This window comes from Mycobacterium riyadhense, assembly GCF_963853645.1.
GTDB classification, from domain to species: Bacteria; Actinomycetota; Actinomycetes; order Mycobacteriales; family Mycobacteriaceae; genus Mycobacterium; species Mycobacterium riyadhense.
Genome location: NZ_OY970456.1, coordinates 3,827,738 through 3,840,723, shown reverse-complemented (window position 1 = coordinate 3,840,723; position 12,986 = coordinate 3,827,738). Strand labels below are relative to the sequence as shown.

The 12,986-nt window shown below is 64.1% G+C and carries 15 protein-coding genes; 8 read left to right on the top strand and 7 right to left on the bottom strand.

Annotated features, from left to right (window positions below; all coding sequences use genetic code 11):
• The first annotated feature begins 15 nt into the window (after nucleotides 1–15).
• The 3 genes from AADZ78_RS17045 to AADZ78_RS17035 all read left to right on the top strand — a co-directional run bounded on the left by AADZ78_RS17045 (nucleotide 16) and on the right by AADZ78_RS17035 (nucleotide 1,771).
• Nucleotides 16–192 (top strand): ribbon-helix-helix domain-containing protein, encoded by a 177-nt coding sequence (locus tag AADZ78_RS17045; RefSeq protein WP_085249997.1) that lies wholly within the window; start codon nucleotides 16–18, stop codon nucleotides 190–192.
• Nucleotides 189–968 carry an Rv3717 family N-acetylmuramoyl-L-alanine amidase gene (locus tag AADZ78_RS17040; RefSeq protein WP_239655116.1) on the top strand — a complete coding sequence of 260 codons (780 nt, stop codon included), beginning with the start codon at nucleotides 189–191 and terminating at the stop codon, nucleotides 966–968. Before AADZ78_RS17045 ends, AADZ78_RS17040 begins: the two co-directional genes overlap by 4 nt.
• Nucleotides 969–1,051: 83 nt before the next feature.
• Nucleotides 1,052–1,771, top strand: coding sequence for a potassium channel family protein (locus tag AADZ78_RS17035; RefSeq protein WP_085250042.1), 720 nt, complete (start codon nucleotides 1,052–1,054; stop codon nucleotides 1,769–1,771).
• A 5-nt stretch (nucleotides 1,772–1,776) separates the two neighbouring features.
• Here AADZ78_RS17035 and AADZ78_RS17030 read toward each other — a convergent pair whose 3' ends face one another.
• Nucleotides 1,777–2,076: a DUF2695 domain-containing protein gene (locus AADZ78_RS17030; protein WP_085249999.1), complete on the bottom strand. Its 300-nt coding sequence runs from the start codon at nucleotides 2,074–2,076 to the stop codon at nucleotides 1,777–1,779.
• Between the two features lie 330 nt (nucleotides 2,077–2,406).
• Between AADZ78_RS17030 and AADZ78_RS17025 the strand changes: the two genes are divergently transcribed.
• Nucleotides 2,407–3,885 carry a cytochrome P450 gene (locus AADZ78_RS17025; protein WP_085250000.1) on the top strand — a complete coding sequence of 493 codons (1,479 nt, stop codon included), beginning with the start codon at nucleotides 2,407–2,409 and terminating at the stop codon, nucleotides 3,883–3,885.
• The gene (locus AADZ78_RS17020) at nucleotides 3,885–5,066 is read left to right on the top strand and encodes a sulfotransferase (protein WP_085250001.1); all 1,182 of its coding nucleotides are present in this window, start codon (nucleotides 3,885–3,887) and stop codon (nucleotides 5,064–5,066) included. Before AADZ78_RS17025 ends, AADZ78_RS17020 begins: the two co-directional genes overlap by 1 nt.
• On the opposite strand, the gene AADZ78_RS17015 is transcribed toward AADZ78_RS17020, so the two are convergent.
• Together AADZ78_RS17015 and AADZ78_RS17010 are read right to left on the bottom strand one after the other, a co-directional pair.
• Nucleotides 5,043–5,555 (bottom strand): hypothetical protein, encoded by a 513-nt coding sequence (locus tag AADZ78_RS17015; RefSeq protein WP_085250002.1) that lies wholly within the window; start codon nucleotides 5,553–5,555, stop codon nucleotides 5,043–5,045. The genes AADZ78_RS17020 and AADZ78_RS17015 overlap by 24 nt on opposite strands.
• A gap of 10 nt (nucleotides 5,556–5,565) precedes the next feature.
• Nucleotides 5,566–6,129 carry an ester cyclase gene (locus AADZ78_RS17010; protein WP_085250003.1) on the bottom strand — a complete coding sequence of 188 codons (564 nt, stop codon included), beginning with the start codon at nucleotides 6,127–6,129 and terminating at the stop codon, nucleotides 5,566–5,568.
• Nucleotides 6,130–6,163: 34 nt separating this feature from the next.
• On the opposite strand from AADZ78_RS17010, the gene AADZ78_RS17005 reads away from it, so the two are divergent.
• Entirely contained in the window at nucleotides 6,164–6,769 is a 606-nt protein-coding gene (locus AADZ78_RS17005) for a class I SAM-dependent methyltransferase (protein WP_239656710.1), read from the top strand.
• A 14-nt stretch (nucleotides 6,770–6,783) separates the two neighbouring features.
• Here AADZ78_RS17005 and AADZ78_RS17000 read toward each other — a convergent pair whose 3' ends face one another.
• The 3 genes from AADZ78_RS17000 to AADZ78_RS16990 all read right to left on the bottom strand — a co-directional run bounded on the left by AADZ78_RS17000 (nucleotide 6,784) and on the right by AADZ78_RS16990 (nucleotide 8,904).
• Complete coding sequence (locus AADZ78_RS17000; RefSeq protein ID WP_085250044.1) at nucleotides 6,784–7,179, bottom strand: hypothetical protein; 396 nt, start codon at nucleotides 7,177–7,179, stop codon at nucleotides 6,784–6,786.
• 77 nt (nucleotides 7,180–7,256) lie between these two features.
• Nucleotides 7,257–8,543 (bottom strand): cytochrome P450, encoded by a 1,287-nt coding sequence (locus tag AADZ78_RS16995; protein WP_085250004.1) that lies wholly within the window; start codon nucleotides 8,541–8,543, stop codon nucleotides 7,257–7,259.
• A gap of 22 nt (nucleotides 8,544–8,565) precedes the next feature.
• Nucleotides 8,566–8,904, bottom strand: a complete 339-nt coding sequence (locus tag AADZ78_RS16990; protein WP_085250005.1) for an MmpS family transport accessory protein — start codon at nucleotides 8,902–8,904, stop codon at nucleotides 8,566–8,568.
• Nucleotides 8,905–9,035: 131 nt separating this feature from the next.
• On the opposite strand from AADZ78_RS16990, the gene AADZ78_RS16985 reads away from it, so the two are divergent.
• Nucleotides 9,036–10,064, top strand: a complete 1,029-nt coding sequence (locus tag AADZ78_RS16985) for a dihydrodipicolinate reductase (protein WP_085250045.1) — start codon at nucleotides 9,036–9,038, stop codon at nucleotides 10,062–10,064.
• A 127-nt stretch (nucleotides 10,065–10,191) separates the two neighbouring features.
• A complete protein-coding gene (locus AADZ78_RS16980) occupies nucleotides 10,192–12,021 on the top strand; it encodes an Hsp70 family protein (RefSeq protein WP_085250006.1) in 1,830 nt (609 codons plus the stop codon).
• Here AADZ78_RS16980 and AADZ78_RS16975 read toward each other — a convergent pair.
• On the bottom strand, nucleotides 12,018–12,965 hold the full coding sequence (locus AADZ78_RS16975) for an SDR family oxidoreductase (RefSeq protein WP_085250007.1): 948 nt from the start codon (nucleotides 12,963–12,965) through the stop codon (nucleotides 12,018–12,020). The two genes, AADZ78_RS16980 and AADZ78_RS16975, sit on opposite strands and share 4 nt — an antisense overlap.
• Nucleotides 12,966–12,986 lie beyond the last annotated feature (21 nt).

The following is a 12,986-nucleotide window of genomic DNA, read 5'->3' as shown; positions in this document are numbered from 1 at the left end:
CAGTAGCGTCAGGGCATGAAGCTGAGCGTCAGAGTGTCCGAAGACGATGTGCGCGTGTTAGACGCATACGTCAAACGGGCTGGATTCCCGTCGCGTTCAGCAGCTGCACAGCGAGCGATTCGCATGCTCCGATATCCGGCCCTCGAAGAGGACTATGGGAACGCCTGGGTGCTTGTTAACATCGCGCGGTGAGTGCGCCACACGGGTGTGGAGGGCCGCCATCACGGCGCGACATCCTGAAGCTCGTCGGCCTCGCGCCGGCCGTTATGGGCGTCGGTGCATTGATCGACCCGCCGCACGCCACCGCGGGTCTCAATGGACTGGCCGTCTTCCTCGACCCCGGCCACAACGGCGGATACGACCCCTCAATTAACCGGCAGGTCCCCAATGGTCGGGGCGGCACAAAGCCGTGTAACACGACCGGCGCCGCGGCAACCGACGGCTATGCCGAGCACGCGTTCACCTGGGACGTCGCGCGTCTGGTCGCCGACGCACTCAACCAAATGGGCGTACGTACCCAACTGTCGCGCGAAAGCGACAATTCCGTCGGGCCGTGTGTCGATGAACGGGCCGCCATGGCCAACGCGATGCGCCCGGACGCCATAGTGAGCATCCACGCCGACGCCGGCCCCCCGTCCGGTCGGGGATTTCACGTGAACTACTCCAGTCCGCCGATGAACGACATCCAAGCGGGTCCCGCCATCCAGCTAGCGCATGCGATGCGCGATTCTCTGGTGGCAGCGGGATTGCAGCCGGCCAACTATATCGGGGCCAACGGATTGTATGGACGCGCAGACCTCGCCGGCTTGAGCCTGGCCCAATACCCGGCGGTGCTCGTTGAACTGGGCAACATGAAGAACGCCGACGAAGCCGCCCAGATGGAAAGCGCGGACGGCCGGGCACGATATGCCGGAGCTGTCATCAAGGGGCTAACTGCCTATCTGAACGCCCAAGCCGCGGCAAGCTAACCAACGGATTCGCCATTGATGAGCTCACGTGTTCCTCGACCTAGCCGAACAACGTGGCTGTCGAGGCGCTACGCTCCAGCCGCGTGACCAAGCCAACCAAGGAACAACTCTGGGAACAGCGCACCGAGTGGCCACTCGCCGCGGTTGCCGTCGCCTTCCTAGCCATGTATTCGGTGCAAGTCCTCACCCGACCGCACGGTGAGGAGGCCCGCATTCTGTGGATGGCGAGCTGGATTGCATGGAGCCTGTTCGCCATCGACTACTTTGTTCGGCTGAGCTTGGCCGCCGACCGCCGACAATGGTTCCGGCTGCACCTGTTCGACCTGCTTATCGTTGCGCTGCCACTGATGCGACCGCTGCGGCTGCTGCGGTTGGTCGTCCTGGTCGGCGTGCTCCAGAAAGCCGTCGGTAACGCCGTTCGCGGCCGCATTCTGACCTACACCATCGCGGCTGTCGTCCTGTTGATCTATGTGGCATCGTTGGCCATCCTGGACACCGAACGCGACCAGCCCGGCGCGACGATCAACACCTTCGGGCAGGCTGTGTGGTGGTCTATAACCACCGTGACGACCATCGGGTACGGGCACTTGTACCCGATCACCGTCACCGGTCGAGTGATCGCGGTCCTGCTGATGATCGGCGGCATCACCCTCGTCGGTGTCGTGACCGCATCGTTGGCCTCGTGGATCGTGCAGCGGGTGGCCGAAACCGGTACCGAAAATCAGGCGGCTACTGTCGCCCACATCGATGAGCTTCGGTGTGAAATCAGGAGGTTGGCCGACGAACTCCGGCAAAGACCTTGACGCCGCTAGCCGAATACCTCGTCAGGCTCGACATTGAACAAGATTTCGCAGTCGCAGTAGCCACCAAACTCCCGAAGCTCCCGCTCCAGTTCTGGCCAGTCGAGACCGCGCGATTCGGCCCATCGTTGAGCATGCCGCGGGCTATGGTCGCAAGGCTGGTCGTCGAACGTTTCTTCGATGTAGTTGAGTAACTCGTCAAGCTGGTCGTAGTCGATCAGGGTCAGCTGGGGCCCCGCCAGACGCTGGGCTTCCTTGTAGGCATCGCGCAGCATCTTGCGCCGCGCCTTGTCGGGTGGAGTAGCCATGCCGTCCAAAGGTACCGGTTATGTTCGCGCTCAACAAAATTGGCTTATCGAGCACTGATCGGCCACCAATCGAGTGCACCGCCATGCGTCCGCCGGGGACGTAACCGACCAATGACAGGCCGAAGCTCACAGCGCCACGTCGCCGCATCCGATGGCGAACGTGCGCCCAATGGGTTTGACAATGACACGCACGCTTCCGAGTGCCGCTTGCGGGGTGTTCGAACTTAACGCCCTGTTTGCAAAACGCTTTGTCGAACTGCCTACCGATCCCGGAGTGCGCCGCTACCCTACAGGTGTTCAACGACGTTCGCTGCCTGAAATGGGAGGGCGATGACAGCGACGCAATACCCTGCGGAGGCCGCGGCGCCGGAGGGTCGATGTCCGTTAGAGCACCCGCTAGAGCACGGTATACCCAGGCTCGCGACGACCGGGCCGGATGTTTCTGCGCCGGTGGATCGGCCCCCTCGTCCGAGTTTGTCCTCCCGGGCCGTTGTCTCCGCGACCGCAACAATGTGGGGCGATGCACGCCTGGTGCGAACCTATGGGCCTGAGGTCGCGAAACGGCTCGCACTCAGGGTCGCCGGAAAGGCCTGGTCGAGGCTCGTTGGCAGCCGCAATCGGCAGCATGTACAGCTGACGAACTTCGATCCGTTTGATCCTGCGACGGCCGCCGATCCGTACCCGCATTACCGTGAGCTCTTGGCCGGCGAGCGGGTCCAGTACAACCCCAAGCGCGACGTCTACATCTTGAGCAGATACGCCGACGTTCGCGAAGCGGCGCGAAACCATGGAGTGTTGTCCAGCGCCCGTGGGGTCACCTTTTCGCGCGGGTGGCTGCCTTTTCTCCCGACGTGTGATCCGCCGGCGCACACCAGGATGCGCAAGCAGTTGACGCCGGCTATGACGCGCGCCGTGTTGGAGTCCTGGCGTCCGCTGGTCGAGCAACTGGCCCGAGAGTCCGTCGGCCGACTGCTGACACAGACACCCGCGGATGTCGTCGCCACCGTGGCTGAACCGATGCCGATGCGCACCATCACCAACGTGCTCGGCGTCGCGGGCCCGGGCGAAGCTGCGTTCTGCCGCTTGTCCAATCAGGCGATTCGGATCACCGATGTCAATTTGTCAGTGCCCGGGCTGGTTTCACTGGTGCAGGGCTTCACGGGATTCCGGCGATTGCGTGCGCTGTTCGCTAGCAGGCGGGACGGCGGGCTGCTGGGCGACCGCACAGTTCTCGGGAAGCTTGCCGCGGATGCCGACGATGGTCGGCTCAGCGAAGACGAGTTGTTCTTCTTCGCTGCGCTGCTGCTAGTCGCGGGCTATGAGACCACCGCTCACCTGATCGGCAGCTTGTTTCTCACGCTCGCCGACTATCCAGATCAGCTCGGACTCCTTAGGCAGCGACCAGAGCTGATCCCGTCGGCGATCGAGGAGCAACTTCGCTTTGTGTCGCCAATCCAAAATATTTGCCGCACAACGCGAGTCGACTACTCTGTCGGTCAAGCCGTCATCCCAGCAGGGTCACTGGTGCTGCTGGCGTGGGGCGCGGCCAACCGTGACCCACGCCAATACGACAACCCGGATGTCTTCCGTGCCGACCGCAACCCGGCCGGGCATCTTGCGTTCGGCTCCGGCATCCACCTGTGTCCCGGAAACCAGCTAGCGCGGATGGAGGGTCAGGCAGTGTTGCGTGAGATCGTCCAGAACATCGACCGGATCGACGTGCTTGAGCCGCCGCGGTGGTCGAGAAACGCCAACCTGCGCGGCCTGACCCGGTTGCGGGTCGCGGTGACGCCCCGGGCTACACCGTAATGGTTGTCGCGGCCGCTGCGCAGGCGATACGTTCGTCGACCCGATTTTCCTGGTGGCATGAGTGGGCGGCGCCGTTGTGGATCGGCTGCAATTTCTCTGCCTGGACGCGCCTGCTGATCCGCAACCGTTTCGCCGTGCACTGGAATCGCTGGCACTTGGCTGTCCTCTATACGTTTCTCAGCGTCGTCAATTCTTTTCTGGGACTAGGCCAGCAGATCGTGTTCGGCCGCCGCGTCGCCAAGACGGTGATCGCCGATCCGCCGATTTTCATAGTCGGACACTGGCGTACCGGTACCACGTTGTTGCACGAACTGCTGGTCCTCGACGATCGCCACACCGGTCCCACTGGCTACGAATGCCTTGCGCCACAGCACTTTTTACTGACCGAGTGGTTTGCTCCGTTTGTAGGATTCCTGGTGTCGAAGCATCGGGCGATGGACAACATGGATCTGAGCCTGCGTCACCCACAGGAAGACGAGTTCATTTGGTGCATGCAGGGGCAGCCGTCGCCGTATCTCACCATTGCATTCCCAAACCGGCCGCCTCAGCATGAGCGGTATCTGGACTTGGAGCAGTTGACACCACAAGAACTGCAAGCTTGGAAATGGACCTTATTCCGGTTCGTTCAACGAGTGTACTACCGCCGCCGCAAGACAGTGATCCTGAAAAACCCGACGCACAGCTTCCGAATCAAGGTGCTGTTGGACATATTTCCACAAGCGAAGTTCGTCCACATCGTCCGGGACCCATACGTTGTTTATCCGTCGACCGTGCATCTGCATAAGGCGCTGTACCGCATACACGGCCTGCAACGACCGACGTTCAAGGGGTTAGACGAAAAGGTGCTGTCGACCTACGTCGACCTGTACCGAAAGTTGGACGAAGGCCGGGAACTTGTTGACCCGTCACGCTTTTACGAACTGCGCTATGAGGAGCTGATCGCTGACCCCGAAGGACAGCTTCGCCGATTGTACGAGCATCTGGGGCTGGGCGATTTCGAGCGGTATCTGCCCCGGTTGCGCGAGTACCTTGCCGACCATGCGGACTACAAAACCAACACCTACCAGGTGAGCGCCGAGCAGCGTGCGATCGTCGATGAGCACTGGGGCGAGGTCATGGCGCGCTATGGCTATCGTCAAGATTCTGCGGCCGATGTGTCAGCGACGCGCGGACCCAGTTAGAAGTAGGCCGTTGGCCGCTTGCAGCAGGCAGATGACGATGCTTGGGGTGGGATCGGCGCCGGTCCGATCCTGGTGGGAATCGATGAGCCAAGTGATTGAGTAGGGACTGCCATTCGGAGCTTGCCCGGTGTAGGGCGCGAACCCGGAAGCGCACGCTCGGTTGGCGACGGTGGCGATGGCCGAATCGACGGCGACCGGAGCGCGTAGATACACCTCGGCCAAATGCGGTGTCCCGCAATCGGTCAGGGTGACCGTGATGCGGCTGAGATCGGCCGGTGGAAGGTCGGCCACGCACTGGCCGACTTGAAGGTCAATCCACTTCTGAGTTTGCGAGCCGGGTATGGCGGGTCGCGGCGTGACGGTGGCGGTGACGGCCGCCGTTGTCGGTGGTACCGCCGTCGATGTCGTGCCCGCATGGCCGCTGTCGGTGGCACAACTGGCCAGCAGTGCTGTTGCGGACAGGCCGCACAACACATGTGGGACCTGCATGGCAGGGAGTCTAAGCATCCGAAAGCTCAGGGGGAAGCGTTTGGGTGAGCGCCGGGTCCGGTTCCGCCGAGGACATTGCCAGCAGGCCACGCACGCAACGCGCGGCCAGCAGCCAGTTCGCCGGCCGTTTCATGTCGAGGCCGTCGATCAGCTGCTTGAACATGGTCAATCTGTCGAAGTAGATGCGTTCGCAAACAAGGGTTTCCGTCTCGTCGAAGACGAAGTAGGCGGTCATCCGGACACGGAACCGGCCGCCGGTCGGCGGAATCTTGTCCAGATAGCCCCGATGCGTGCCCATCAACCAGAACTCGACGATCACCGCGTCGGCGCTGTGGCGCAACGCGATAATTTCGTGGTCCTGGTCCGGAAAGGCGGTGCGCGTGTAGTTGTAGTAGCTACGCACCGCTTGGTCCCCGTCGTGGACGGTCAGCTGCGGGATGAGTTCATAGCGGGGGTGTGGGAAGGTCGACAATACCGCGTCCCAGTCCTGGCGAACCTCATCATGGAAATGGTCGAGCACAAGCTTCTGCCGGGTGGCCAGCACGTCGGACTCAGGAAACGCGGGGATGGGCATGCTTGAGAATAATCCTCGGATGGGAGGTCACTGGGTGCGCATCAGACTGTGGGAACGCCGGCGACGCCTTGCGGAAGCGCTGCATGTCATGAATCCTGCGGCGAGACTACGGGGCCAGGCCGAAGCGCTGGCCGGCTACGTCAAACGTGGCGATAGCCTGCTCGACGTTGGGTGCGGGACCGGCCATCTCTCGGCGTATCTACAGCAAATGTATGGGGTGGATCCAAGTGGGGTGGACGTCAAGGATTTTCGTCAGACCCCGATCCCATTTCGCCGTTTTGACGGCGCCACAATCCCGTTCCCGGACAAGGCATTTGATCACGTCGTGGTCAGCGAGGTGCTCCATCACAGCCATGACCCGATGGGATTGATCAAGCAGTGCCACCGGATCGCGCGCCGCAGCATCATCGTCTTCGAGGACGTGCCGGACGGGCGTCTTGGCAAGGTTGCGCTGTTCGCGCATGTGCAGTTGTTCGCGCGGTGCTACCGTTACCCCTTTCGGCCCGCACACCTAGGCGCCTACCGGTCCGCGCTGGAGTGGCTGGGCGACAACGCTAGGTGCATAGCTCGACTCCGGCAGCCGCCCGAATGGTTGACCGTGTACCCGCGCATCTTGTTCGTCTACGAGATCGCCGCGTAGTGCGGTCTTTTGGCTTAGAACCGCACCAACGAAAACGGGTAGCTGTCGGTACCCCCCGGCGCCCCACCGCAGCCGGTGCCGTACGTGGAATCCACCGAGCCGGCCAGTGTCACGGCATCCCACGAGTAGACGTCATGGGAGGGGAAAAATTGGACCACGCAGCGCACACCATCGGGCACGTCGACGGCCATCGTGTACCGGCCGTTGGATAACCGGGCATCCCCGTCGTACGGGGCCGCTTGCCCGTTGGGTTGTGGAATCGCCTGCACGTGAACGCATCCGGGAGCGTTGGACGTGCAGGTACGGATACTCCCAAGCCATTTGTGGCCCGGATCCCGGCTCGTTTGCAGTAGGTAGTTGGCAATCAGCATGTCCGCGTGGGCAACCGGCGCGAGACTCAACCCAATCATGGCGAGCATAACGCCGAGCAGACGCAAAAGCCCCCGAAATCGGTGAGATTTCGGGGCTTTTGCGTCTGCTCGGCACATCACGTCCACGCCACCGGCAGCCGCTTGATGCCGTGAATGAACTGCGACAGCAGCCGTGCGGGCTCCTCGGCCGCGACGATGTCCGGCATTTCGCGGCGCAACTCGTCGAACACGACCCTGATCTCACGACGAGCCAGGTTCGCGCCCAGGCAGAAATGGGCGCCGCCGCCACCAAAGCCGGCGTGCGGATTGGGGTCGCGGGTGACGTCAAACATCCACGGATTCACGAACTTTGACTCGTCCCGATTGGCCGAGCAATACCACAGCGAGATCTTGTCGCCGGCGGCCATCTTGGTGCCGCGCAGCTCCACATCCCGGGTCAGGGTGCGGCGCATGTAGACCACTGGAGACGCCCACCGCACGATCTCCTCGACCGCGGTGGGCGCTACCCGGTCGAAGTCCGACCACCACTTGTCCCGTTCCTCGGGATAGCGGGACAGCGCGAGCACGCCGTGGCTGATCGCATTGCGCGTCGTCTCGTTGCCGGCCACCACCAGCAGGATGAAGAACATGGCGATCTCCGACGATGTCAGCCGCTCGCCGTCGACCTCGGCTTCCACCAGGCTCGTGGTCAGGTCGTCGTGGTGGTTTACCCTACGGTCGTCGGCCAGCGCGGTGGCGTAGGCGCCGATATCCATCGACACCTGTATGAACTCGTCGAAATCGGTCGCCAGATCGGGGTCGCCGAACCCGAGAATCACGTTGGTCCAATGGAATACCCGCTGATGGTCCTCCTCTGGAACCCCCATCATGTCGCAGATGATCTGCAACGGCAGCGGCCCGGCGAGCTCGCTGACCAGGTCGGCTTGCCCGTCAGGATGATTGGCGATCATCGATGCCACCAACCGGTGGGCCCGGTCGCGCACCGACGCCTCGATGCGGGCAACGACCTTGGGAGTGAACGCCCGGCTGACAATCGAGCGCAGCCGCTGGTGTCGCGGGTCGTCGAGCACGATCATCGAGCCGAAGTACTCGGCCAATTCCGGTGTCTGGTCGTTGATCGTGATGTTGGGGCTGGAGCTGAAAGTCTCGGGGTGACGGCTGGCGTAGAAGATGTCGTCGAACTTGGTCAGCGCCCAATGCCCGTTGCCGGCGGTGAATCCGGGCAGTTCGAGGGTGGGCCAGAACGAAATCGGCGCCTCGCGGCGCAAGGTGGCGAAGGCGCCGTCGCGGATGTCGTCGTCGAGTTCCCAGAATTTCAGCTCGCCGAGACGGATATCGGCAAGTGGCACCTCGGGCGGCGGTACCCCGTTGACCCGAGGCGAAATACCGCTCTTGAGGGCCATCCGATCCTCCTCTGGGCCGCTATCAGTGCGAACAGGCGGCTCGGCCGGGCAGCCCGGTGGACGTCTGCTCATTCACCACGTTGCCGTCCAGCAGGATCCTGCAGGAGATGGTGCCCGGTCCCTGTGCGCTGAGCACGAACACTTGACCACCGAATGAGGTGAACTCTGTTTTCCATGGCAGCGGCACGTTGACGGCACGCTGCTGGCCTTCGGCGGTTTGGTACGAGATGTATTCGGCGACGCCGCTGCCGCTCACTTCGTAGCGGACTTGGGGCATTGGGTCCGCGTTTGCCACACCACACGTGGCCGCCAAGCCGATACCGATAGCAAACAGGATCGAGGGTCCGCTGAGATGTCTCATGGTTGTCCATGTTGTCACCGCGCACGACGGCACACCAGAGGCTTAGGGTGAAGCGGACTAGGGACTAGGAGGTGGCCGGTTTGGACAAGAGCAAGCGAGTGGTGGTCTGGGGCACCGGATTCGTGGGCAAGATGGTGATCGCCGAGATCGTCGAGCATCCGCTGTTCGAGCTGGTGGGCGTCGGCGTCAGCAATCCCGACAAGGTTGGCCGCGACGTCGGCGACATCTGCGGGCTGGCCGAACCCGTCGGCATCACCGCTACCGACGACGTCGACGCACTGATCGCGCTCAAACCCGACGCGCTGGTGCACTACGGCCCGACCGCGATGCACGCCAAGGACAACATCCTGCTGGTTGCGCGGTTCCTGCGGGCCGGGATAGACGTCTGCTCGACCGCGATGACGCCGTGGATCTGGCCGACCATGCACCTGAACCCGCCGAACTGGATCACGCCCATCACCGAAGCCTGTGAACTGGGCGAGTCGTCGTGCTTTACCACCGGCATCGACCCGGGATTCGCCAACGACCTGTTTCCGATGACCCTGATGGGCCTGTGTTCCGAGGTGCGCAAAGTCCGGGCGTCCGAGCTGCTGGACTATACGAACTACGAGGGCGACTACGAACACGAGATGGGTATCGGTCAGAAGCCCGAGTTCACCCCGATGCTGGAGAACCGAGACGTGTTGATCTTCGCGTGGGGCGCCACCGTGCCAATGATCGCCCACGCCGCCGGCATCATGCTCGACGAAATCACCACGACCTGGGAAAAATGGGTGACTCCCACCGAGCGCAAATCGGCCAAAGGCGTGATCAAACCGGGCCACGTCGCCGCCGTCCGGTTCACCATCAACGGCGTCTACCAGGGCGAAACCCGCATCCAACTGGAGCACGTCAACCGCATCGGACTCGACGCCGCCCCCGCCTGGCCAACGGGCCATGACAATGACGTCTACCGGGTGGACATCGAGGGGACCCCGAGCATCTTTCAGGAAACCGCGTTCCGGTTCACCGACGGCTCGGGCCGGGATGCGGCCGCCGCCGGCTGCTTGGCCACCGGAATGCGGGCGCTCAACGCGGTACCGGCGGTCAATGAGCTGTCCCCCGGCTGGGTCACCGCGCTCGATCTCCCGCTGATCCCCGGTGCGGGCACCATCCGGTGAGCAGCGTGTGTCGTGTCGTCATACAGCTCGCGCATAGCTGACGCAAAGATTGGCTATAGGTAATACCGAGAAAATTCGGGTAGGCGGGATGGCCGGGACATGCCGCTGAACACGGGGATTGGACCACATGGCAGCAGCACCACGGTCCGCACTGGGCCTGTCGATCGGTGCCACCAACCTAGCGGCGGTCACCGCGGATCACGCGCTCACCCGCAAGCCGGTGCTGACGTTGTACCGACAGCGCCCGTCCGAGGTGGGCGTCCCACCGGAAAATCCCAGACTCTACGAGCCCGGCCTGGTGATCACCGACTTCGTCGACCGGGTGGGGGACCCGGTCGAAATCGTGGCGGCCGACGGCTCGATGCACCGCAGCGAGGCCCTGGTCGCCGACGGGCTGCGGGCGCTCGGCTATGCGGCCACCGGCGGCCGCCCGCTACCCGACAGTGTCGCGGTGACCTATCCCGCCCACTGGGGACCCGCGGCGGTGGACGCGCTGAGCGCCGCTTTGAGCCGGGTATCGGAGTGGTCGCGTGGGGCGCAACCGCCGTCGCTGATCCCCGACGCCGCGGCAGCGCTTTTCGCCGTGCGGGCCAACCCCGGCCTCCCGGCCCGCGGGATTGTCGCGGTGTGCGATTTCGGTGGTAGCGGCAGCAGCATCACGGTGGTTGACGCCGACGGCGAGTATCAGCCGGTGGCGGCAACCGTGCGTTATCACGACTTCTGCGGCGACCTGATCGATCAGGCGTTGTTGACCTACGTCATGGCGGAAATTCCGAGCACGGGCCCGTTCGACCCGGCGGGCACCTTTGCGATCGGCTCGCTGGCGCGGCTGCGGACGGAATGCAGGAATGCCAAGCAGCAGCTCTCGTCCAGCACAGTCACCACGCTCGGCGACTTACCGGGGATGCGCGGGGAAGTCCGGCTCACCAGGAACGAGCTCGAGGACACGATCCGCGGTTCGCTGGACGGGTTTGTCGGCGCACTGGATCAGACGTTGGGGCGCAGCGGAATCCGCGCGGCCAAGCTGGTTGCAATCGTTTCGGTGGGCGGGGTAGCCAACATCCCGGCGATCACCACCACGCTGTCGGGGCGCTTCGGCGTCCCGGTGGTGACGACGCCGCGTCCGCAACTGACGGCAGCGATCGGCGCCGCGCTGCGGGCCGCGGGCGGTCCAGCCGATGCCAGTGCGACGGTGTTGACGCCGAAGGCATCGACTCCGCCGGTTACGGCCCCGGCTGTTTCGGCGCCGGCACCGGCGGCGAACGGGATGGTCGATGCGCCGGTCTCGGTTCTGCAGCCCGCGTTGGCCTGGTCGGAGGCCGACGACGACTCCCGCGCCACGCCTGCGGGCACCGGCGAGTACCCAGGTTCTTTGGGAGGCTCCGGGTTCACGGCCGCACGCCCGCAATTGAGCTTCGACCGCGACTCCCGCGTGGAAGCAGAGCCCAAACCCACGATCATTCCCTGGTATCGGCTGCCGGCGGTGATCATCATCGGCACTGTCGTCGCGGTGCTGCTCGTGGGTACCGCGGTGGTGATCGGGTTGAGCTCGTCCGACAACAAGCCCGCGCCCGCCACGGGCGTGACTACCGTTCCCAGTTCCTCAGCGCCGCCCGCCGCCCCACCGTCGACGGATACCGGAACCACCGGACCCACACCCGAGACCAGTCAGCCAGCGCCACCGACCCAGCAAGCGCCTCCGCCGCCACCGGCGCCGGCTACGGAAACGCCGCCGCCGCCGACGACGACGGAGGCGCCGCCCGCTACCACGACTCCGCCGCCCGTCACCACTACGCCACCGCCATCGCCGACATCCGCTCCGGTGACCACCCTGCCGTCGGCAACCACGCAATCACCGGCGCCGCAGGCACCGGCCCTGCCGAATCCGCCGCCGATTCCGCCGGTCCCGCCGATTCCGGACATTCCGCAGATTCCGGGAATCTCACGCGGCGGCTAGTCCGGGTAGCTAACGCCGGTGAGCCGCTCGGAGATCTCCCAGAGACGTTGGCTATCAGCCTCGTTGCGGGCACGAGCGGGAACTTTGGCCTCAGTCACGCCGCCGCCGGCGGCCTCATAGAACCCGCGCGGTCCATAGAATGCCCCGCCCTCGGCCTGCGGTGTCGCGGCCGCATAAAGTGCGGGCAGGATACCTTCGTCGATCTCCTGCCACAGGAACGGAGCGTACCGCCAGGACGCCTTGTACAAACGCTCCATCAGAGCCGGCTTTTGCCGGCCATGTGACGGCCCGCTGATCTGCAGGTTGGTCTTGGTCAATCCCGGATGTGCGGCATTGGACACGATGCCCCAGCCCGCCTTGCGGCTGTGGCGGTCCAGCTCCCGAGCGAACATCAAGACCGCCAACTTCGACTGGCCATAGGCCGGCATCGCGGCGTACGACTTCTCGAACTGCAGATCATCGAAGTGGATCCGACCGCGGCGGGCCGCCAGGCTGCTCAGGGATACCACGCGCGCGCCCTTGGCCCCGCGCAACAGCGGCAGCACGTGCGCGGTGAGCGCGAAGTGTCCGAGATGGTTGCTGCCGAACTGCAATTCGAAGCCGTCTGAGGTGGTGTCGCGTTCGGGTGGCGTCATGACACCGGCGTTGTTGATCAGGATGTCGATCGGGCGGCCCTCGGCGTTGAGTTGCTCGCCCAACGCGGCGACGGAGGCGAGTGACGACAGGTCGAGTGCTTTGATGGTCAGCTTGGCGTCGGGAACCGCGCTGCGGATTTCCTCGATCGCCGCCTCACCCTTCGCGCGATTGCGGATCGCCATCACCACGTCGGCGCCGGCCGCCGACAGCCGCCGGGCCAACCCGAACCCGAGACCGCTATTGGCTCCGGTGACAATCGCCAGCTTCCCGGAAAGATTGGGCACCGTGGCGACGAGATTGTTGGCCATGCGTATCACTCCCTTTTCCGG